This window comes from Enterobacter sp. BWH52, from assembly GCF_001037565.1.
GTDB lineage: Bacteria > Pseudomonadota > Gammaproteobacteria > Enterobacterales > Enterobacteriaceae > Enterobacter > Enterobacter hormaechei_C.
This window is the reverse complement of sequence record NZ_KQ089854.1, coordinates 606,399-626,931: the sequence shown is the minus strand read 5'-3', so window position 1 is coordinate 626,931 and position 20,533 is coordinate 606,399. Positions and strand designations below refer to the sequence as shown.

The window sequence follows — 20,533 nt, the reverse complement described above, 5'->3', positions numbered from 1 at the left end:
TTAAACTCCTAACTTCCATGACAGGGTACGCAGCAGATCGGCAAACACGCCTGCCGCCGTCACATCATTCCCTGCGCCATAGCCGCGAAGCACCAGCGGCAGTGGCTGATAATAATGGCTGTAGAACGCCAGAGCGTTCTCGCCGTTTTTCACCTTGTACAGCGGATCGTTGCCATCCACTTCGGCAATCTTCACCCGGCAGACGCCGTCTTCTTCAATGTTGCCAACATAGCGCAATACCTTACCTTCATCACGGGCTTTCGCAACGCGTGCGGCAAAGGCATCGTCAAGCTGAGGTAAATTCGCCATAAAGGCGCTGACGTCACCGCTGTCATCAAATTCTGCTGGCAGCACTGGCTCAATCACGATATCAGAAAGCTCCAGCTCGCGGCCGGTCTCGCGCACCAGGATCAGCAGCTTACGCGCCACGTCCATACCGGAGAGGTCGTCCCGCGGATCCGGCTCGGTGTAACCCAGCTCGCGCGCGGCGCGGGTGGCTTCCGACAGGCTCATCCCTTCGTCCAGCTTGCCGAAGATAAACGACAGGGAGCCGGAGAGGATGCCGGAGAAACGCTGTAGTTCGTCGCCCGCGTTCAGCAGGTTTTGCAGGTTCTCGATGACCGGCAGGCCCGCGCCCACGTTGGTGTCATACAGAAACTTGCGGCGCGACTTACTCGCCGCCAGACGCAGCTGGTGATAGTAATCCATTGACGAGGTGTTGGCCTTTTTGTTCGGCGTCACCACGTGGAAACCTTCGCGCAGGAAATCCGCGTACTGATCGGCCACCGCCTGGCTGGAGGTACAGTCAACGATCACCGGGTTAAGCAGGTGATATTCTTTCACCAGGCGGATCAGGCGGCCCAGGTTAAACGGCTCTTTCGCCTCTTCCAGCTCCGCCTGCCAGTTTTCCAGGTTCAGACCGTGGACGTTAGTCAGCAACGCTTTCGAGTTCGCAATGCCGCAGACGCGCAGATCGATATGTTTCTTCTTAAGCCACTCCTGCTGACGCTTTACCTGCTCCAGCAGCGCGCCGCCGACGCCGCCGACGCCCACCAGGAACAGCTCAATCACCTGGTCGGTGTTGAACAGCATCTGATGCACCACGCGCACGCCGGTAGTGGCGTCATCGTTATCCACGACAACGGAAATGGAACGCTCGGATGAGCCCTGGGCAATCGCCACGATATTGATATTGGCCCGCGCCAGCGCGGCAAAGAATTTGGCGGAGATACCGCGCAGGGTGCGCATACCGTCGCCGACCACCGAGATAATCGCCAGACGCTCCTGAATCGAGAGCGGCTCCAGCAGCTCTTCTTTCAGCTCCAGATAGAACTCTTCTTCCAGCGCGCGACGGGCGCGCAGGCAATCGCCCTGCGGAACGCAGAAGCTGATGCTGTATTCGGAAGAAGACTGTGTGATCAGCACCACGGAGATCCCGTTGCGGGACATAGCGGCAAAGACGCGTGCCGCCATGCCGACCATGCCCTTCATCCCCGGGCCGGAGACGCTGAACATCGCCATGTTATTGAGGTTAGAAATGCCTTTCACCGGCAGGTCATCTTCATCCGCGCTGGCGCCAATCAGCGTACCCGGCGCCTGCGGATTACCGGTATTCTTAATCAGGCAAGGGATCTGGAACTGGGCAATCGGGGAGATGGTACGCGGGTGAAGAACTTTAGCGCCGAAGTAGGAAAGCTCCATCGCTTCCTGGTACGACATCGACTTCAGCAGCCTGGCGTCCGGCACCTGGCGCGGATCGCAGGTATAAACGCCGTCGACATCAGTCCAGATCTCACAGCAGTCTGCGCGTAAACAGGCGGCCAGCACGGCGGCAGAGTAATCGGATCCGTTACGCCCCAGCACCACCAGTTCGCCCTTCTCGTTACCGGCGGTAAAGCCTGCCATCAGGATCATATGGTCAGACGGGATTTTGCTCGCCGCAATACGGCGTGTCGACTCGGCAATGTCGACGGTGGATTCGAGGTAGTGGCCCACAGCCAGCAGTTTTTCAACCGGATCGATGACCGTCACGTGGTGACCGCGCGCTTCCAGCACGCCTGCCATGATGGCGATGGAGAGTTTTTCACCCCGGCAAATCAGCGCCGCGTTGATGCTGTCCGGGCACTGGCCAAGCAGGCTGATACCGTGAAGAACGTGTTTAATCTGGGCAAATTCAAGTTCAACGGTGCTTTTCAGCTGCGCCAGCGGGAAACCAGGCTGGGCGTCGGCCAGCCCCTGAAGCAGATCGGCGAAGATACGCTCGGCGTCGCTGATGTTCGGTAGTGCATCCTGACCACCGATGGTTTTTTCAATCATCGCCACCAGGTGGTTCGTGATTTTGGCCGGGGCAGAGAGCACGGTGGCAACCTGCCCCTGCCTGGCGTTGCTTTCCAGGATATCGGCAACACGCAGAAAACGTTCTGCATTTGCCACTGACGTACCGCCGAACTTCAACACTCGCATGGTTCTACCTCATTTCCTTTAGCCGAAAAAAAAGCCCGCACTGTTCAGGTGCGGGCTTTTTTCTATTTTTCCTGTACGCGTCAGCCCGCATCGTTACCTGTGGTAATGATGATGGTTGTAGTAATGGTGGTGATGCTGATGCGTTTCATGGATGTTGTGTACTCTGTCATTATTATCTGTCTGTGCTCTATTCTTTTAGGGTTAAAGGATCGAGCCCCTTAAGTCAATGAATTTTTAATTCGATCACAATTCGGGACATTCTCACGTCCCGCTGCGGGCAGATTTATTTTCATCGGAATACCCCAGTTGCAACCCCAGACATCAGCAGGATCGGCCATAATAAAAACCTATGGCACTATTTTACTCCGCTAATTTTTTTTCAATATCATGAAGCAATCGGTGCAACATTACCGTGTCACGCTGTTCAAGACGCCCCAGGCGCTGCTGTAACCAGTCCACCATTTTTTGATCGTCAGCGACGCCCAACTGCGCAAGAAGCTTATCTGCACGAACACGCAGTGCCGCCAGCTGGTTTTCATCCGAAACTGTCACCGGTGGCTGAGAAATTTGTATTAAGGATGCTAATTGATAGCAATAGACCATCACCGCCTGCCCCAGATTGAGTGACGGGTAATCCGCCACCATCGGCGCGCCCGTCAGCACGTCAGCCAGCGCCAGCTCTTCGTTAGTCAGCCCGGAATCTTCTCGCCCAAACACCAGCGCGGCTTTCTCCAGCCACTGGCTTTTCTCTTCCAGCATCGGCACCAGTTCAGCAGGCGTGGCGTAATAGTGAAACTTCGCCCGGCTGCGCGCGGTCGTCGCGACGGTAAATGAAATATCGTGGAGTGCGTCGGCGAGCGTAGCGTAAGTGGTTATATTATCGAGAATATCACCCGAACCGTGCGCCACCCAGCGCGCAGCAGGCTCCAGATGCGCCGTGCTGTCCACAATACGCAAATCGGTAAAACCCATAGTCTTCATGGCACGCGCCGCAGCGCCAATATTTTCAGCTCTTGCTGGTGCCACCAGCACAATCGACAGATGCATTTACGCTCTCTTTTTAATCAGTTAGCAGGTAAAAATGTGATTCAGTTCAACATATTACGCAGCACGAATTTACATTTTTGCAACACAAATCACCGAAATAGCGTTTCATAACAATTAAAAAAAGCTAAACTATTTTGTGGCTGAACAATCAGTTAGAATGTTAACAGAAGACCATTATCCTTATGTTTTGTAATGATAATGACCATATGAATACTCTTTTCTGATTGGATTCGTACCGTTTATCAATCAATGTCCGCAACTAGTTGGTTTATTGAAAAATTGTGACAAAGGCTAGCATTCAGCTACGATGATTTCATCAAACTGTTAACGTGCTACAATTGAACTTGATATATGTCAACGAAGCGTAGTTTTATTGGGTGTCCGGTGTCACTTAGCCTGTTATGTTGCTGTTAAAATGGTTAGGATGACAGCCGTTTTTGACACTGTCGGGTCCAAAGGGAAAGTACCCACGACCAAGCTAATGATGTTGTTGACGTTGATGGAAAGTGCATCAAGAACGCAATTACGTACTTTAGTCACGTTAAGCCGATCATGTTAATTTGCGACATGCATCAGGCAGGTCAGGGACTTTTGTACTTCCTGTTTCGATTTAGTTGGCAATTTAGGTAGCAAACATGCAGACCCCGCACATTCTTATCGTTGAAGACGAGTTGGTAACACGCAACACGTTAAAGAGCATTTTCGAAGCAGAAGGCTACGATGTCTTTGAAGCGACCGATGGCGCAGAGATGCATCAGATCCTTTCTGAAAATGATATCAACCTGGTGATTATGGATATCAACCTGCCGGGCAAAAACGGGCTTCTTCTGGCGCGCGAACTGCGTGAACAGGCGAACGTCGCGTTGATGTTCCTGACAGGCCGTGACAACGAGGTTGATAAAATTCTTGGTCTGGAAATCGGCGCGGATGACTACATCACCAAGCCGTTCAACCCTCGCGAGTTAACCATTCGTGCACGCAACCTGCTGTCCCGCACCATGAATCTGGGTACGGTCAGTGAAGAGCGTCGTAGCGTCGACAGCTACAAATTCAACGGCTGGGAACTTGATATCAATAGCCGTTCGCTGATTAGCCCGAACGGTGAGCAGTACAAACTGCCGCGCAGTGAATTCCGCGCGATGCTGCACTTCTGCGAAAACCCGGGCAAGATTCAGTCTCGTGCAGAACTGCTGAAGAAAATGACCGGTCGTGAGTTGAAGCCACACGATCGTACCGTTGACGTAACCATCCGTCGTATTCGTAAACATTTCGAATCTACGCCTGATACGCCGGAAATCATCGCCACGATCCATGGTGAAGGCTATCGTTTCTGCGGTGACCTCCAGGAGTAATCCTCACGTCACGCAGTAAAAAACGGCGCATTTGCGCCGTTTTTTTTATCAATGCCACGGCATAATCGGCACCGCGCTAATCGCGTTTTTCGGTGAGCCTTCCACGACTTTGTCCGAGTAGGCCAGATAAGCCAGGGTGTTACGCTTCGCGTCATAAAAACGGACCACCTGTAGCTTTTTGAACACCAGCGAGGTCCGTTTCTGGAATACGACATCGCCCTGTGCTTTGCCGTTTTTAATTTTGTCACTCAATTCCACCGGACCCACCTGCTGGCAGGAGATGGCCGCGTCAGACGTGTCTTCAGCCAGCCCCAGGCCGCCTTTAATCCCGCCGGTCTTCGCCCGGCTGACATAGCAGGTGACGTTTTTAACGTCCGGATCGTCAAACGCTTCCACCACAATTTTGTGGTCCGGCCCAAACATTTTAAACACGGTATCCACGGAGCCAATTTGCTCCGCCTGCGCCACGCGCCCTGCCATCAGCGCCAGTGCTGCAAAGACTAAAACCTTGTATTTCATATTGTTACCATTCATAAAAAATTACGCTGAGCGATTATTCAACAGGTTAGATAAAAATGTAGCAAGATCACAGGATTAGAATATATCCGCACATAAATCACCACAAAAAGCATTTATGCGCAAAAAAAACACTGAATGCTAAAACGTCAAAAAATGCTATTATCCGCTAACCTGTAAACAGGCACCTGCGGCAGTTTTAAGGATGAGGATAGTATATGGATCAGGCTGGAATTATTCGCGACCTGCTCACCTGGCTGGAAGGTCATCTCGACCAGCCATTGTCACTGGATAATGTGGCGGCAAAAGCAGGCTATTCCAAGTGGCATCTGCAAAGGATGTTCAAGGATGTCACCGGTCATGCTATCGGTGCCTATATTCGCGCACGTCGTTTATCAAAGTCTGCTGTTGCGTTGCGCCTGACCGCGCGACCAATCCTTGATATTGCCCTGCAATATCGTTTCGATTCACAGCAAACTTTCACCCGCGCCTTTAAAAAGCAGTTCTCGTTAACGCCAGCGCTTTATCGCCGCTCGCCGGACTGGAGCTCCTTTGGTATGCGTCCGCCGCTGCGTCTGGGCGAGTTTGCGATGCCAAAATATGAAATCATCACCCTGCCAGAAACGCACCTGGTCGGCACCACGCAGAGCTACTCCTGTTCCCTTGAGCAGATCTCCGAGTTCCGCCATCAGATGCGCGTTCAGTTCTGGCGCGAATTTTTAAGCCACGCTCCGGCGATCCCGCCGATTCTGTATGGTTTGAACGAAACGCATCCAAGCCAGGAAAAAGATGACGAGCAGGAGGTGTTCTATACCACGGCGCTGACGCCTGACATGGCGAACGGTTACATTCATGGCTCGAAACCTGTCGTGCTGGAAGGCGGCGAGTATGTGATGTTCTCATACGAAGGTTTAGGAACGGGCGTTCAGGAGTTCATCCTGACCGTTTACGGGACCTGCATGCCGATGCTGAATCTGAATCGCCGTAAAGGTCAGGACATTGAGCGCTACTATCCGGCGCAAGATGCTAAACCGGAAGAAGGCCCTATCAATCTGCGTATGGAATTCCTGATTCCGGTACGTCGTTAACGCTGCAATTCGTCCAGTGCAGGGGCATCAAGATGCGAAATGTCCCCTGCCATCTCAACCACCCACCCCGATGCCAGCCAGGCACTTTCCTGATAGTCGATACGGGAAATGGAGCAGTTGCGCAGACGCAAACGGCGTTCGGCGTAAGCCGGCAGTCCCAGAATGGTGCTCACCAGACAACCCAGCGCGATACCGTGGCTCACCAGCAGCGGTCGGCTACCTGCCGGGAGTTTCAGGCACTCGGCCAGCGCGGCATGCATGCGCACGCTCAGCTCCTGCATGGATTCACCCTCAGGGATGCGACCATCTTCAGTGCCGTTCACCAGCGTGCGGCGCCAGCCTTCTTCGGTTTCCGTCAGCGTATCGATAGGACGTTTTTCCAGCACGCCCATATCCAGCTCGCGCAGACGCGGTTCGAGGGTCACGTCGCAGCCACAGGCATCGGCGATGATGCGTGCCGTCTGCTGTGTGCGGCCTAAATCACTGGAGATGACGTGAGTGATGCCCAGCGTTCTGGCGCGCTCCGCCACCTGCCACGCTTGCTGCACACCTTTGTCGGTGAGAGGACTGTCTGACTGGCCTTGAATACGTCGCTCGGCGTTCCACTGCGTTTCACCGTGGCGAACAAGGTATACCTGTAACATGCTTTTTTTCCGTTATACTGCGATGAATTTTTTAAATCGAGCTTAATTATGCACCATGTTGTCTCTGCTACCACCAATCCTGCCAAAATTCAGGCAATTCTAAGGGCATTTGAAGAGATCTTTGGCGAAGGATCCTGCCATATTGACGCCGTCGGCGTCGAGAGCGGTGTGCCGGAACAGCCGTTTGGCAGCGAGGAAACACGCGCTGGCGCACGAAATCGCGTGGCGAATGCAAAAGCCGCCGCGCCAGACGCTGACTTCTGGGTCGCGATTGAAGCTGGTATCGACGAAGGAGCGACCTTCAGCTGGGTTGTCATCGAAAGCCGCGAGCAGCGCGGCGAAGCGCGTTCTGCCACGCTGCCGCTGCCGGAGGTCATACTGGAGAAAGTCCGCGCGGGTGAGGCGCTGGGTCCGGTAATGTCGCACTACACCGGCATTGATGAGATTGGTCGTAAAGAGGGGGCGATTGGCGTCTTTACCGCAGGCAAGCTCACCCGTTCGAGCGTTTACCACCAGGCCGTTATTCTGGCGTTAAGTCCGTTCCATAACGCGATTTATCGTTAAGTCTGTAGGCCGGATAAGGCGAAGCCGTCATCCGGCGTTTTTCAGCAATACCGCTTCCAGCCACTGACGCAGTTCAACCGGCGCCGACTTCAGGCTGTTTGAACCACGGGTAATGGTCGCGATGCCCGCGCCCAGCTCGTTTTTCAGCTCGCGCTGGCTCATTTCGCCGCGCAGCAGTTCCTCAATAATGCGTACCCGCGTGCCCAGCGCTTCGCGTTCATCGGGCGTCAGCATCAGCTGTAGCAACGGTAAGTGCAGATCTTTGTCGTAAGACTGGCGGAGCAACTCCACAAAACGAAGCCACTCCTGATGACGCTGTTCGGCCATGGCCGAGGAATACGGGGAATGCTGGGTCATGTTATGCTGCCTCTTGTACTCTTTAGCGAGTACAGCATAACACAACCCACGCCGATCAGTAACGTCTCTGCCACTCGGCATCGCTCATCAGGGTATCTTTCTGCCCCATGAAGTAGCGATAGTAGGCGTCATAGGCCAGCACGTTCTTCACATAGCCGCGCGTTTCCGAGAACGGAATGCTCTCGACAAACGCCACGGCGTCGATACGCCCTGCGCTGTTACCAAGCCATGTCCGCACGCGGCCTGGCCCGGCGTTGTACGCCGCTGACGCGAAGATACGGTTATTACCGAACTGCTGATAGACGTACTGCAAGTAGCTGGTACCGATGTTGATGTTGGTCTCCGGATCCAGCAGCTGGGACGGGCTGCTGTAGCCTGGAATATTAAACATCTTCACCGTGTGCGTCGCGGTGCCCGGCATAATCTGCATCAGGCCGCTGGCACCCACTGGTGAACGCACTTTCGGGTTCCAGGCGCTCTCCTGACGGGCAATGGCCATCGCGTAGCTTTGCGGAATATCTTTGCCGCTGGTGTAGCGATCGAACAGATCCTTATAAGCCAGCGGGAAACGCTCTTCGAGATGATCCCAGAGTTTGCCGGCGATCGTCGCCTGCACGCTCAGATCCCACCAGCGATTATCAAACGCATAGCGGGCAAGCTGCGCTTTCTCTTCAGTGGTACGGCTGGTGACCAGATTCGCCCATTCGCTGCGCGCGGTATTATCCAGATTCCAGTACATCAGCTCGCGCACGCGCGCCATTTCCGGCCCCTGCGTCAGCGCCGGGTTCGCGTTGGCTGGCGCTTTGTCGATCTTCAGGGTGTACTCCTCGCCCAGACGCTGCGCCGCCGCCATCGGGTAGAATCCGCGCTGCTGCATCAGGGAGTGGAGGATCTCTTTGGCTTCATCGTCACGACCACGTTCCAGCAGCAGGTCTGCCTGCCAGTAACGCCATTCATCTTTCTCTTTGGCATCCATCGGCAGACGCGCCAGCCAGGTATTGAGGCCACGACGATCGCCCGTTCCCAGCGCCATGCGCACGCGACGCTCCACCAGCGAGACAGAGTTTGAACGCATCACCGCATCATCACGCCAGCGCGCCTGTTCGTCGGTGACATCTGTTCCCATCAGTCGCCATGCCACGATATCGCGCAGCTCCTGAGTTTGATCGTCATTAAGCTGCTGGGCCTGCACCAGCTGCGGGATCATCAGCCTGGCGTTTTCCACATCATCACGCGCCACGCTGGCAAAGGCCACCGCCGCCATCTGGCGGGTAAAATCGGTCGCGCCGGTGGTACGCGCAAACGTCAGGACGGTGTTCGGATCGTTTGCCAGGCCGATAACGGCAGACGCAATGGTCTGATAATCCGCCGGCATTTGCCCCGCCAGCACGGTGACCAGCCGCGTGTTCCCGGCCTTCATAGCCAGGCGGATGCGTTCGAGGTAGGAGAGCGGATCCTGCTGCCCCGACGCGCGCCAGGCGCTGAAAAGCGGATCGCAGGCGTTGGGCTGACTTTTGCCCGTCAGCCACAGCTCTTTTGCGCCGGCCCACGCTTCTTCCTGCTGGCCGGTAGCCCATTTCGCGTAATAGTAATTACACTGCGCTTCCGTCGCGCCCGGCTTGTCCGGGCTGAAGGCCAGCAGGCCGCGCCAGTCTTCGCGACGGGCAAGCTCGTTCACGAACCGGGACTTCAGGGTGCGCGCAGGCGGCAGGGTCGGGTTCGCCTGAATGAAGTTGTTCACGGTGACGGTTGGTTGATTCATCAGATCGTCAGTAATCTGGCGATACTCCAGATACGGATACAGCGGATAATCCTTCAGCGTCGGCATCAGCGCCTGCACGGTATCCATCTGCCTGTTGTCCCATGCCTGCTTAATCTGGGCATAGCGGCTACGTTGTTCGTCCAGTGAATCGGCATGCACCGCCTGGCTTACCGCCATTACGCATACGCTGGCAGCCAGCAGACGCCAGACCACCCGTTTGGCTTTTTCCACAAGCTCTTCCTCATTGTTTTTCGTCAGTTGCAGCGTCTTGCCACGTCAAAGTTACATCAACTTATGCTAACCAGGCATCCCACAACGCGCCACGTCATGGACACTTTTTTACCTTTCATGCGCGTTTTAACACTCCCGACGTTCCTGGCTGGGATTAGGGCGTGAAAAAGGCTACACTTCGAGGCTGAAATTCATTCTCATCACGATAAAAGAGGCGAAGTCCAACGTGGCTCAATTCGTTTATACCATGCATCGTGTCGGCAAAGTTGTCCCGCCGAAACGTCATATTCTTAAAAATATCTCGCTGAGCTTCTTCCCGGGCGCAAAAATCGGTGTTCTGGGTCTCAACGGTGCCGGTAAGTCCACCCTGCTGCGCATCATGGCCGGCATCGATACAGACATCGAAGGTGAAGCCCGTCCGCAGCCTGGCATTAAGATCGGCTACCTGCCGCAGGAACCTCAGCTGAACCCGGAGCACACCGTGCGTGAATCCGTTGAAGAAGCGGTATCCGAGGTGGTTAACGCCCTGAAAGGTCTGGATGAAGTGTATGCCAAATACGCCGAGCCGGATGCGGACTTCGACAAACTGGCCGCTCAGCAGGGCAAATATGAGGAAATTATCCAGGCGCACGATGGTCACAACCTGAACGTGCAGCTGGAGCGCGCGGCTGATGCCCTGCGTCTGCCAGACTGGGATGCGAAAATCGCAAACCTGTCCGGTGGTGAACGCCGCCGCGTGGCGCTGTGCCGCCTGCTGCTGGAAAAACCAGACATGCTGCTGCTCGACGAACCGACCAACCACCTGGATGCCGAATCCGTGGCGTGGCTGGAGCGCTTCCTGCATGACTTCGAAGGCACCGTGGTAGCGATTACCCACGACCGTTACTTCCTCGACAACGTTGCGGGCTGGATCCTGGAGCTGGACCGCGGCGAAGGTATTCCGTGGGAAGGCAACTACTCCTCCTGGCTGGAGCAGAAAGACCAGCGTCTGGCGCAGGAAGCGTCTCAGGAAGCCGCCCGCCGTAAGTCTATTGAGAAAGAGCTGGAGTGGGTGCGTCAGGGCGCGAAAGGCCGTCAGTCTAAGGGCAAAGCCCGTCTGGCACGCTTCGAAGAGCTGAACAACACCGAATACCAGAAACGTAACGAAACCAACGAACTGTTTATTCCACCTGGAGCTCGTCTGGGGGATAAAGTGGTTGAAGTGACTAACCTGCGTAAGTCCTACGGCGACCGCGTGCTGATCGACGATCTGACCTTCTCCGTTCCGAAAGGCGCTATCGTCGGCATCATCGGTCCGAACGGCGCGGGTAAATCCACCCTGTTCCGCATGATGTCTGGTCAGGAACAGCCTGACAGCGGCTCTATCACCCTGGGTGAGACCGTGAAGCTGGCCTCCGTTGACCAGTTCCGTGACGCGATGGACAACAGCAAAACCGTGTGGGAAGAAGTCTCCGGCGGTCTGGATATCATGCGTATCGGCAACACCGAGATGCCAAGCCGCGCCTATGTTGGCCGCTTTAACTTCAAGGGCACCGACCAGGGCAAACGCGTGGGCGAACTGTCCGGCGGCGAACGCGGTCGTCTGCACCTGGCGAAACTGCTCCAGGTTGGCGGCAACGTTCTGCTGCTCGATGAACCCACCAACGACCTGGACATCGAAACCCTGCGCGCGCTGGAAAACGCCCTGCTGGAGTTCCCGGGCTGCGCGATGGTTATCTCGCACGACCGCTGGTTCCTGGACCGTATCGCGACCCACATCCTGGACTACCAGGACGAAGGTAAGGTGGAGTTCTTCGAAGGTAACTTCACCGAATACGAAGAGTACAAGAAACGCACGCTGGGCGCAGACGCGCTGGAGCCGAAGCGTATTAAGTACAAGCGTATTGCGAAATAAAAGCAAAACGGCAACTTCGGTTGCCGTTTTTTATGTTTGTTCCCTCTCCCCGTGGGAGAGGGTGAGGGCATCAGGCCGCACAAAATCACCCGCCCACGTAATACCGCTTCACCTCATCAAACTGCATCGCAAAGTCGATATAGCTCATCAGCGCAGGCGAATTGAGCTTACGACTCGGGTAGGCCAGCCAGAGATCGTTTCCCTCAACGCTCCACGCCGACAACACCTTCACCAGCGCGCCCTTTTCGATCTTATCTTCCAGCAGGAATGCGGGTAACAGCGTGATCCCCGCCCCGGCAATGGCGCATTCCCTGGCGTACACCAGGTTATCCGTCATGTGAGCGTTATCCGGCAGGTAGCGGTAATCCTCATTCTCGCTTCGCAGAAGCCACTCCGACCATGCCCGGTGCGTAATGCAGCGATGATCCACCAGCTGTCGGGGATGAATTAACGGTTCCCGGCGTGCCAGGTAGTCGGGCGAGGCCAGCATGTAGCGCGGACAGTGCCCAATCATGCGGCCAATCAGGGAAGAATCCTGCGGTTTGCCGGTGCGCAGCGCCACGTCAAAGCCAGACTCGACCAGATCCACCACGTCGTCTGAGATCGACACATCCAGTGACACGTCCGGATAGCGAAGCTGGAACTCGGCATTCATATGCGCCAGCAGCGTCGCGCCAATTCCCGCCGGACAGGTGATCCGCAGCCGCCCGCTGGGGTTTTCTCGCAGCCGCTGAATGGCATACTCCGCGCGCTCGCTGGCCGCCAGCATCTCGCGACAGTGCACCAGATAGTGCTCGCCCGCAAACGTCAGGCTTATTCTGCGCGTCGTGCGATTCAACAGACGGATCCCCACCTGCTGCTCCAGCTGGCTAATACGCTGGCTGACGCTGGATTTTGGCAGTTCCGCCTTCTGCGCCGCCGCGGTAAAGCTGCCCATCTCGGCCACCAGCGCAAACAGTGCCATATCCTGAAGCTGTTTAAACATGATTGTTCACTCTGTACGAACGCTGAGTTCTGGATTGTCCATCTTATCATGCGGCTGACCACTTAATAGACTAGCCTCAACAAAACGAATGCCATTGAGGAGCACACCATGTCAGTGAAAGCCATTGCCGTTAACCCAGAAAATCCCTCCACCTTCGTTGAAATCACCCCGCCGATGCCGCAGCCCGGCGAACACGATCTGCTGGTGGAGGTGAAAGCCGTCTCCGTAAACCCGGTGGACACCAAGGTACATGCAGGCATTGCTAAAAGCGGGCTGAAGGAGCCGCGCATTCTCGGGTGGGATGCCAGCGGGATCGTAAAAGCCGTTGGGGCTGGCGTCACCGGATTCAAACCGGGTGACGAAGTGTGGTACGCGGGGGATATCACCCGACCGGGCAGCAATACCACACATCAGCTGATCGATGCGCGCATTGTCGGGCACAAGCCTGCAAGCCTTGACTGGGCCGCCGCGGCTGCACTGCCGCTGACGGCGCTCACCGCGTGGGAAGGCCTGTTTGAACGGCTGAAGATTCAGGATGCCGACGCAGATAAAACGCTGCTGATTATTGGCGGCGCGGGCGGGGTGGGATCGCTGGCGATCCCGTTTGCGAAGCACAACAGCAAGGTAAAGGTGATCGCAACGGCGTCCCGTGAAGATTCCGCCCGGTGGTGCCGCGATCGCGGTGCAGATGTGGTGGTGAACTACCGCGATCTGAAAGGCGAACTGGCGAAGCACGGGCTGACCTTTGTGGATTACATTTTCATCCTCAACGACACCGACGGGCACTGGGATGCGGTCAGCGACCTGATTGCACCGCAGGGGCATATCTGTTCCATCGTTGAGAATGAACATCCGCTGAACCAGGACAAGCTGAAGTCCAAATCCGCCGCGCTGCACTGGGAATTCATGTACACCCGCAGCATGTATCAGACGGCGGATATGGCGCGTCAGGGAGAGATCCTGGACGAAGTCGCGAAGCTGGTGGATAACGGCGTAGTGGAAAGTTCGCTCAGCGAAACGCTGCACGGGCTAAGCGTGGAAAGCATTACCGAAGCGCACCGCAAGGTGCTGGAGGGGCATATGCGTGGGAAGGTGGTGGTTGAGTATTGATTGGACTGATTCCCTTACCCTGGCCCTCTCCTAAAGGGAGAGGGTGATTAAAGTCCCCTCTCCCTTTGGGAGAGGGTTAGGGTGAGGGGTAAATCTTTTACCCCTGCTCCCCCATCATCTCCTTCACCAGCTCGACGCAGCGCAGGAAACGGGTGTCGTAGTCCGACTCTTCCACATGGACAAACTCAACGTTGTTCTCGTTAAGCATCTCTACCAGCATGGTCTGGAACTCACGCCTGTCCACGGAGCTGCCCAGGCTGCGCATGCCGTCGGCCACCCATGGGGTGTTGTTTTCCAGCAGGATCACCAGGTCAAAGCGGTATTCGTCAATCAGCGCCTGCACAAACGGGTGCTCGCGCCCCTCGTACTTTTTGCAGAACGCCTGCGTGGTGACGAAATCGGTATCAATAAAGGCGACTTTATTGGCGTATTTCACCGCGAAATCAATGTACTGGGCATGACCGAGCGCGATTTTATCGTAGTCGGAATACTGCAACGCCATCTCGTCGCCGCCAAGGTGTGAAAAGACATAATCGCGGCCATACTCCCACGCGCTGGTGGTGTTGAAGATGTTCGCCAGCTTATTGACCAGCGTCGATTTCCCGCTCGACTCGCCGCCGAGGATCGCCACCGTACGCACGAAGAACGGCTTCACCTCGGTCGGGATGTAGTCCCAGTAACGGAACGGGTTCTCGCGAATCTGCGCCCCGCTGATGTTCATGAAGGTGCGTTTAGGATCGATCAGCACCGTCTCGATACCCAGATGCTCGCGGAACTGCGGCGCGTCGGACTCTTCAGAGGTGTAGATCCAGTTAGGCGCAATGCCCTTCTCTTCCATAAACGCTTTGATGCCGTTGCTCCACACGTCCCAGCCGTGCGGATACGGCTCCATGCCCTCTTCGTTAAAGGCATGAATACGAATATTTTTCTGATATTTAAAGGTCTGAAGCAGCCAGCGCAGGCGGTCCGGCACGGTGGGCTGCTGCGACATGGCGCTGTCTTCAAACAGCTGGCGATCGCGGGTTTCATCATAACCCATGATGATATGCAGCTCGTCGACCTGGCTACAGGCGCGCTGGATCAGATAGATATGCCCGGTATGCAGCGGGTAGAACTTACCGAACACCACGCCAATGTTCTTTTGCATCCGCGGAAATTCAAGCCCCAGAAAACGGTGCAGCGCTTCCAGCTTCTGCGCGCTGGGGCTTTTGATTTTGGCGTTCAGCAGTTGGCTCAGGTAGCCCTTGGTCATGCCGCTGGCGTCCGCCACCTGCTGCAACGTGCAGCCCTTCTGGCGGATAGCGGTCTTGATGTAGTCAAATGATGACATAAATTACGGTGCCTCCTGCAAAATCGAATACGTAATTATAAGTCGTCAAAGACATTTAACGCATCTGCGAGTTTTTTAACGCCGAAAACCTGCATCCCTTCCGGAATTTTTTTCGGCACGTTGGCGGCCGGAACAATCGCGCGGCGGAAGCCATGTTTTGCCGCTTCGGAGATACGCTCCTGACCGCTCGGCACCGGGCGGATCTCGCCGGCCAGCCCTACCTCACCAAATACCACCAGATCCTGCGGCAACGGTCTGTCGCGCAGGCTGGAGACCATTGCCAGCAGCAGCGCCAGGTCCGCGCTGGTTTCCGTAACCTTCACCCCACCAACCACGTTGACGAACACATCCTGATCCGCCATTTGCAGACCGCCGTGACGGTGCAGCACCGCCAGCAGGATCGCCAGGCGGTTCTGTTCCAGACCGACCGCCACGCGCCGCGGATTGCCCATCATCGAGTGATCCACCAGCGCCTGAATTTCAACCAGCAGCGGACGCGTTCCTTCCCACAGCACCATCACCGAACTCCCGGACGTGATCTCGTCGCCACGGCTCAGGAAGATGGCCGACGGGTTGCTGACTTCGCGAAGCCCCTGCTCGGTCATGGCAAACACGCCCAGCTCATTCACCGCGCCAAAGCGGTTTTTATGGCTGCGCAGGGTACGAAAACGGGAATCCGCATCGCCATCGAGCATCACCGAGCAGTCGATACAGTGTTCAAGCACTTTCGGTCCCGCCAGCGAGCCGTCTTTGGTCACATGACCAACCATCACAATCGCCACGCCGCGCGTTTTGGCAAAGCGCGTCAGGTAGGCCGCGGTTTCACGCACCTGCGCCACGCTTCCCGGTGACGACTGAATGTCAGCCATATGCATCACCTGAATGGAGTCGATCACCATCAGCTTCGGCTGCTCTTCTTCGGCGATCATGCAGATCTGCTCGATGCTGGTTTCCGACAGCATATTCAGATTGCCGGTCGGCAGGCCGAGGCGGTGCGCGCGCATCGCCACCTGCTGGAGTGATTCTTCCCCCGTGACGTACAGGGTTTTCATCTGTTCGGCGAGCTTGCAGAGCGTTTGCAGCAGCAGGGTCGATTTACCCGCGCCCGGGTTACCGCCGATCAGAATGGCGCTGCCCGGCACTACGCCACCGCCGAGCACGCGGTCAAATTCTTTGAATCCGGTTGAGAAGCGCGGCAGCGCCTCAAGGCTGATATCCGAAAGTTTTTGTACCTTCGACACGCCTGCATTGCCCGCATAGCCGCTCAGCCGTTCATTGCGGGCCACGCTCGGCGAAGCCGCCACACCACGCACTTCGGTGATGGTGTTCCAGGCATGACAGGCGCTGCATTGCCCCTGCCAGCGCGGATAATCCGCACCACATTCATTACAGACAAATGCGCGTTTTGGAGCTTTCGCCACGGTTTACCTCGTTATTTTTGATTAATGCTGCCGGAGAGAATACAGAACACCCCCATCAGATCAGCATGACGGATAGTGACTTCCGTCTTTTCATTCACTTTCGGTTTGGCATGGTAGGCAATACCCAGCCCGGCAACTTTGATCATCGGCAGATCGTTCGCGCCATCGCCGATGGCGACGGTCTGCTCGACCGGGATGGCATATTTCTCTGCCAGACGCGTCAGCGTATTGGCTTTGTACTGCGCATCCACGATGTCGCCGATGACCTGTCCGGTGAGTTTGCCGTCCATGATCTCCAGCTCGTTTGCCACCACGGTGGTCAGACGCAGCTTGTCACGCAGGTAGTCGGCAAAGAAGGTGAACCCGCCGGAGGCAATCGCCACTTTCCAGCCGAGCGTCTCCAGCTTGAGTACCAGCTGCGTAAGCCCAGGCATCAGGGGCAGTTCATCGCGCACCTGACGCAAAATGTTAGCATCGGCCCCCTTCAGGGTCGCCACGCGCTGTCTCAGGCTGGCGGTGAAATCCAGCTCGCCGCGCATCGCGCGCTCGGTGACTTCCGCCACCAGCTCTCCGCTGCCCGCCAGTTTAGCAATCTCGTCAATACACTCGATCTGAATGGCGGTGGAGTCCATGTCCATTACCAGCAGGCCGGGCGTTTTCAGGTGCGGAATTTTGCCGAGGGGAGCAACGTCCAGCCCGGCGTCGTGCGCCAGACGCGTGGCGCGCTGCGTCAGGGAACCCGCCAGGCGAATGACCTGATAATCTTCCACACACCAGGCCGCAACGATGACCATCGCTGCGCCCAGTTTGGTTTGATACTGGGTGAGGCGTTGCTTATCCAGGCCGCGTCCGTACAGCAGCCAGCCGCTACGGCCAGCGTGGTAATCGAGAGGCATCACCTCATCGCCACTTAAAGAGAGCGGCAATCCTGGCCATAAAGAGACATCCGTTGGCAGGTCGCACCAGGTAATGTTCGGCATTGAAGCTCCTGTAATTTCGTTCGCGCCGGAAGGTTCCAGAGGGAAAATAACGCATGAGGCTACCCTGTAACCATCACTTCTGGCAACATTAAGCCGTAAATTTTAAGCAGGTGGAATATGGCTCGCGCAAAACTGAAATTCCGGCTTCATCGCGCCGTGATTGTCCTGATCTGTCTCGCACTATTAGTGGCGCTGATGCAGGGGGCATCCTGGTTTAGCCAGAATCACCAACGACAGCGTAACCCGCAGTTTGAGGAGCTGGCCCGGACGCTGGCGCACCAGGTGACGCTCAACGTTGCGCCGTCTATGCGCACCGAAACGCCGGATGATAAGCGAATAGCCCAGGTATTGCGCCAGCTTACGGAAAACAGCCGCATTCTGGATGCGGGCGTGTACGATGAACAGGGCGACCTGATTGCCCGCGCGGGTGAGCATGTCGACGTGCGCGACAGGCTGGCGCTGGACGGCAAAAAAGCCGGTGGTTATTTCAACCAACAAATCGTCGAACCCATTCAGGGCAAGAATGGTCCGCTCGGCTATTTACGTCTGACACTCGACACCCACACCCTGCCAACCGAAGCCAAACAGGTGGATAACACCACCAATATTTTGCGCCTGATGCTGCTGCTCTCACTGGCGATTGGCGTGGTACTGGCACGTACGTTGCTCCAGGGCAAGCGCACCCGCTGGCAGCAGTCGCCGTTCCTGTTAACCGCCAGCAAGTCGGTTCCCGAAGAGGAAGAGAGCGAGAAGAAAGAATAGTGATAAAGTAGGCGGATGATTCGGAAAAGGAACTCTGCCATGTCGACGTTACGCCTGCTAATCTCTGACTCTTACGATCCCTGGTTTAACCTGGCGGTAGAAGAGTGCATCTTCCGCCAGATGCCTGCCACCCAGCGCGTCCTGTTTCTCTGGCGCAACGCTGATACGGTCGTTATTGGCCGCGCGCAAAATCCGTGGAAAGAGTGTAACACCCGCCGTATGGAAGAGGACAACGTCCGCCTGGCGCGCCGCAGCAGCGGCGGCGGTGCGGTATTCCACGATCTGGGCAATACCTGCTTTACCTTTATGGCGGGCAAGCCGGAATACGACAAAACCATCTCGACCTCCATTGTGCTTAATGCGCTCAATTCGCTCGGCGTGACGGCTGAAGCCTCGGGACGTAACGATCTGGTGGTCAAAACGCCCGATGGCGACCGCAAGGTATCCGGCTCTGCCTATCGCGAAACGATGGATCGGGGATTCCACCACGGCACATTATTGCTGAATGCCGATCTGAGCCGTCTGGCTAACTACCTTAATCCAGATAAGAAAAAGCTACAGGCTAAGGGTATTACCTCCGTGCGCGGGCGCGTGGCGAATCTGGTGGAACTGCTGCCCGGGATTACTCATGAGCAGATTTGCGATGCGATCCGTGAAGCCTTCTTCGAACATTACGGTGAGCGGGTAGAAGCTGAAGTGATCTCCCCTGACAAAACACCGGACCTGCCCAACTTCGCGGAAACCTTTGCGCGCCAGAGCAGCTGGGAGTGGAACTTCGGCCAGGCACCGGCCTTTTCACACCTGCTGGACGAACGGTTTACCTGGGGCGGCGTGGAACTGCACTTTGACGTGGAGAAGGGCCATATTACCCGCACGCAGGTCTTTACGGATAGTCTCAATCCTGCACCGCTGGAGGCGCTGGCCGCACGTTTACAGGGCTGTCTGTACCATGCAGACAGTCTGCAACAGGCGTGCGAAGCGCTGTGGGTGGATTTCCCGGACCACGAGCGGGAGCTACGGGATCTCTCCCAATGGATCGCTGGCGCGGTGCGTTAATAAAAACAAATAAGGGAAGTGAATACGCTTCCCTTATTCCTGAAAATTAACACACGTATATAAATAAACAGGGAACATACACAAAATATATATTTATAGCTTATATATTAAGGGGAATTACATTCAAAAATTAACACTCCTTAATGTAAAGTTAACTTTTCCTCTAGAATAATAGACAGCAAGAAATAGTTTTTCTATTTCTTCTCCACACGTCTGTTTCGAACGTTAAGGATTAACGATGAAAAAAATCATTATTGCAACCGCTGTTGCAATGACCCTCTCTGCGACTGCACATGCCGACTCTACTGCGGTATTAAAATTAAAAGGCGTATTAACCAACAACGCCTGTACCCCAACGCTGAGCGATGGCGCTGTCGTTGATTTCGGCACTAAATATATCAGCTCGCTCTCCGCAACGGCAGATAACCAGCTGGGTTATAAAGATATTTCTCTGACTATCAACTGCTCTGCCGCAACGAAAGTAGCGTGGTCCATTACCGATGATCACGCAGATTCAATGAAGAAAATGACCATCGATAACGCCACTTTCGCGGGCGATCAGGCATGGAGTTCAACTAACCAGTACGGCGTAGGTAAAACGGCTGGCGGCGTCAATATCGGCGCTTACTCCGTGGGTATGAATTCGAATGTAACCGTAGATGGAAACGTCAAAGCATTAGGTTATTCTGCGATAGCAGATGATCCAATGTGGTTACTTGCGAATACGGGTTCGCAGCTCGTCACTCATAGTGACGGTTCTATCCAGTATAGCGCACTAAATAGCAGTGATCGGACGTTGGTTCCCTTTATGAATGCCGTATTCCCGCTGCGCGTTGCGCTGGCGGTGCAGAAAACTGACACCCTGGCAATTACCGACGATACCCCGATCGACGGCCAGGCCACCATCACTTTGCATTATCTGTAACTGGCTCATTTCGCTTGTGAACTGAGCGTGATGGCCTGCATTTGTT

General features: G+C 55.6%; 20 protein-coding genes and 1 other annotated feature. Of the genes, 8 read left to right on the top strand and 12 right to left on the bottom strand.

Annotated elements, in window-relative coordinates:
* The 4 genes from thrA to yjjY all read right to left on the bottom strand — a co-directional run bounded on the left by thrA (position 1) and on the right by yjjY (position 4,050).
* A complete protein-coding gene (thrA, locus tag SK47_RS03005) occupies positions 1-2,463 on the bottom strand; it encodes a bifunctional aspartate kinase/homoserine dehydrogenase I (protein ID WP_003856494.1) in 2,463 nt (820 codons plus the stop codon).
* A gap of 24 nt (positions 2,464-2,487) precedes the next feature.
* Positions 2,488-2,605 (bottom strand) — a sequence feature (Thr leader region).
* On the bottom strand, positions 2,544-2,612 hold the full coding sequence (gene thrL, locus SK47_RS22865; RefSeq protein ID WP_015572623.1) for a thr operon leader peptide: 69 nt from the start codon (positions 2,610-2,612) through the stop codon (positions 2,544-2,546). (Overlaps the previous feature by 62 nt.)
* Positions 2,613-2,823: 211 nt before the next feature.
* The gene (locus SK47_RS03000) at positions 2,824-3,510 is read right to left on the bottom strand and encodes a tRNA/rRNA methyltransferase (RefSeq protein WP_045347320.1); all 687 of its coding nucleotides are present in this window, start codon (positions 3,508-3,510) and stop codon (positions 2,824-2,826) included.
* A gap of 399 nt (positions 3,511-3,909) precedes the next feature.
* On the bottom strand, positions 3,910-4,050 hold the full coding sequence (yjjY, locus tag SK47_RS23820) for a YjjY family protein (protein WP_001541509.1): 141 nt from the start codon (positions 4,048-4,050) through the stop codon (positions 3,910-3,912).
* A 95-nt stretch (positions 4,051-4,145) separates the two neighbouring features.
* Between yjjY and arcA the strand changes: the two genes are divergently transcribed.
* Positions 4,146-4,862: a two-component system response regulator ArcA gene (gene arcA, locus SK47_RS02995; RefSeq protein WP_003856501.1), complete on the top strand. Its 717-nt coding sequence runs from the start codon at positions 4,146-4,148 to the stop codon at positions 4,860-4,862.
* Positions 4,863-4,910: 48 nt separating this feature from the next.
* On the opposite strand, the gene creA is transcribed toward arcA, so the two are convergent.
* Positions 4,911-5,381 carry a protein CreA gene (gene creA / locus SK47_RS02990; protein ID WP_003856503.1) on the bottom strand — a complete coding sequence of 157 codons (471 nt, stop codon included), beginning with the start codon at positions 5,379-5,381 and terminating at the stop codon, positions 4,911-4,913.
* Positions 5,382-5,596: 215 nt separating this feature from the next.
* Here creA and robA point away from each other — a divergent pair, with 215 nt between their 5' ends.
* Positions 5,597-6,466, top strand: coding sequence for an MDR efflux pump AcrAB transcriptional activator RobA (gene robA, locus SK47_RS02985; protein WP_003856504.1), 870 nt, complete (start codon positions 5,597-5,599; stop codon positions 6,464-6,466).
* On the opposite strand, the gene gpmB is transcribed toward robA, so the two are convergent.
* Positions 6,463-7,110, bottom strand: a complete 648-nt coding sequence (gene gpmB, locus SK47_RS02980) for a 2,3-diphosphoglycerate-dependent phosphoglycerate mutase GpmB (RefSeq protein ID WP_006810187.1) — start codon at positions 7,108-7,110, stop codon at positions 6,463-6,465. The genes robA and gpmB overlap by 4 nt on opposite strands.
* 48 nt (positions 7,111-7,158) lie before the next feature.
* Between gpmB and yjjX the strand changes: the two genes are divergently transcribed.
* Positions 7,159-7,674 carry an inosine/xanthosine triphosphatase gene (gene yjjX / locus SK47_RS02975; RefSeq protein WP_022646994.1) on the top strand — a complete coding sequence of 172 codons (516 nt, stop codon included), beginning with the start codon at positions 7,159-7,161 and terminating at the stop codon, positions 7,672-7,674.
* Between the two features lie 27 nt (positions 7,675-7,701).
* Here the strand turns inward: yjjX and trpR are convergent, their stop codons facing one another.
* Together trpR and sltY are read right to left on the bottom strand one after the other, a co-directional pair.
* Complete coding sequence (trpR, locus tag SK47_RS02970; protein WP_003856511.1) at positions 7,702-8,031, bottom strand: trp operon repressor; 330 nt, start codon at positions 8,029-8,031, stop codon at positions 7,702-7,704.
* A gap of 55 nt (positions 8,032-8,086) precedes the next feature.
* On the bottom strand, positions 8,087-10,024 hold the full coding sequence (sltY, locus tag SK47_RS02965; RefSeq protein WP_003856513.1) for a murein transglycosylase: 1,938 nt from the start codon (positions 10,022-10,024) through the stop codon (positions 8,087-8,089).
* 226 nt (positions 10,025-10,250) lie between these two features.
* Here sltY and ettA point away from each other — a divergent pair, with 226 nt between their 5' ends.
* Positions 10,251-11,918 carry an energy-dependent translational throttle protein EttA gene (gene ettA / locus SK47_RS02960; RefSeq protein WP_003856515.1) on the top strand — a complete coding sequence of 556 codons (1,668 nt, stop codon included), beginning with the start codon at positions 10,251-10,253 and terminating at the stop codon, positions 11,916-11,918.
* 85 nt (positions 11,919-12,003) lie between these two features.
* On the opposite strand, the gene SK47_RS02955 is transcribed toward ettA, so the two are convergent.
* Entirely contained in the window at positions 12,004-12,903 is a 900-nt protein-coding gene (locus tag SK47_RS02955) for a LysR family transcriptional regulator (RefSeq protein ID WP_045344269.1), read from the bottom strand.
* 108 nt (positions 12,904-13,011) lie between these two features.
* Between SK47_RS02955 and SK47_RS02950 the strand changes: the two genes are divergently transcribed.
* Positions 13,012-14,013, top strand: coding sequence for a zinc-binding alcohol dehydrogenase family protein (locus SK47_RS02950; protein WP_022650375.1), 1,002 nt, complete (start codon positions 13,012-13,014; stop codon positions 14,011-14,013).
* A 97-nt stretch (positions 14,014-14,110) separates the two neighbouring features.
* Here SK47_RS02950 and nadR read toward each other — a convergent pair whose 3' ends face one another.
* From nadR to serB, 3 genes are read right to left on the bottom strand one after another with little or no spacing between them, the layout of a single operon-like run.
* Complete coding sequence (nadR, locus tag SK47_RS02945) at positions 14,111-15,343, bottom strand: multifunctional transcriptional regulator/nicotinamide-nucleotide adenylyltransferase/ribosylnicotinamide kinase NadR (RefSeq protein WP_003856522.1); 1,233 nt, start codon at positions 15,341-15,343, stop codon at positions 14,111-14,113.
* Between the two features lie 35 nt (positions 15,344-15,378).
* Positions 15,379-16,764: a DNA repair protein RadA gene (radA, locus tag SK47_RS02940; RefSeq protein ID WP_003856523.1), complete on the bottom strand. Its 1,386-nt coding sequence runs from the start codon at positions 16,762-16,764 to the stop codon at positions 15,379-15,381.
* Positions 16,765-16,775: 11 nt separating this feature from the next.
* Complete coding sequence (gene serB / locus SK47_RS02935; protein WP_003856524.1) at positions 16,776-17,744, bottom strand: phosphoserine phosphatase; 969 nt, start codon at positions 17,742-17,744, stop codon at positions 16,776-16,778.
* 117 nt (positions 17,745-17,861) lie between these two features.
* Between serB and SK47_RS02930 the strand changes: the two genes are divergently transcribed.
* The 3 genes from SK47_RS02930 (at position 17,862) to SK47_RS02920 (ending at position 20,487) form a co-directional block, all read left to right on the top strand.
* On the top strand, positions 17,862-18,506 hold the full coding sequence (locus tag SK47_RS02930) for a YtjB family periplasmic protein (protein ID WP_022650374.1): 645 nt from the start codon (positions 17,862-17,864) through the stop codon (positions 18,504-18,506).
* Positions 18,507-18,545: 39 nt separating this feature from the next.
* Positions 18,546-19,562, top strand: coding sequence for a lipoate--protein ligase LplA (gene lplA, locus SK47_RS02925; RefSeq protein WP_023324128.1), 1,017 nt, complete (start codon positions 18,546-18,548; stop codon positions 19,560-19,562).
* A 238-nt stretch (positions 19,563-19,800) separates the two neighbouring features.
* The gene (locus SK47_RS02920; RefSeq protein WP_022650372.1) at positions 19,801-20,487 is read left to right on the top strand and encodes a DUF1120 domain-containing protein; all 687 of its coding nucleotides are present in this window, start codon (positions 19,801-19,803) and stop codon (positions 20,485-20,487) included.
* Positions 20,488-20,533: the final 46 nt, after the last annotated feature.

Coding starts and splice junctions, on each gene's coding strand:
- SK47_RS02955 (WP_045344269.1), bottom strand. CDS start 12,903: ATGTTTAAACAGCTTCAGGATATGGCACTGTTTGCGCTGGTGGCCGAG.
- serB (WP_003856524.1), bottom strand. CDS start 17,744: ATGCCGAACATTACCTGGTGCGACCTGCCAACGGATGTCTCTTTATGG.
- trpR (WP_003856511.1), bottom strand. CDS start 8,031: ATGACCCAGCATTCCCCGTATTCCTCGGCCATGGCCGAACAGCGTCAT.
- yjjX (WP_022646994.1), top strand. CDS start 7,159: ATGCACCATGTTGTCTCTGCTACCACCAATCCTGCCAAAATTCAGGCA.
- lplA (WP_023324128.1), top strand. CDS start 18,546: ATGTCGACGTTACGCCTGCTAATCTCTGACTCTTACGATCCCTGGTTT.
- thrA (WP_003856494.1), bottom strand. CDS start 2,463: ATGCGAGTGTTGAAGTTCGGCGGTACGTCAGTGGCAAATGCAGAACGT.
- SK47_RS02930 (WP_022650374.1), top strand. CDS start 17,862: ATGGCTCGCGCAAAACTGAAATTCCGGCTTCATCGCGCCGTGATTGTC.
- robA (WP_003856504.1), top strand. CDS start 5,597: ATGGATCAGGCTGGAATTATTCGCGACCTGCTCACCTGGCTGGAAGGT.
- SK47_RS03000 (WP_045347320.1), bottom strand. CDS start 3,510: ATGCATCTGTCGATTGTGCTGGTGGCACCAGCAAGAGCTGAAAATATT.
- arcA (WP_003856501.1), top strand. CDS start 4,146: ATGCAGACCCCGCACATTCTTATCGTTGAAGACGAGTTGGTAACACGC.
- SK47_RS02920 (WP_022650372.1), top strand. CDS start 19,801: ATGAAAAAAATCATTATTGCAACCGCTGTTGCAATGACCCTCTCTGCG.
- nadR (WP_003856522.1), bottom strand. CDS start 15,343: ATGTCATCATTTGACTACATCAAGACCGCTATCCGCCAGAAGGGCTGC.
- creA (WP_003856503.1), bottom strand. CDS start 5,381: ATGAAATACAAGGTTTTAGTCTTTGCAGCACTGGCGCTGATGGCAGGG.
- gpmB (WP_006810187.1), bottom strand. CDS start 7,110: ATGTTACAGGTATACCTTGTTCGCCACGGTGAAACGCAGTGGAACGCC.
- SK47_RS02950 (WP_022650375.1), top strand. CDS start 13,012: ATGTCAGTGAAAGCCATTGCCGTTAACCCAGAAAATCCCTCCACCTTC.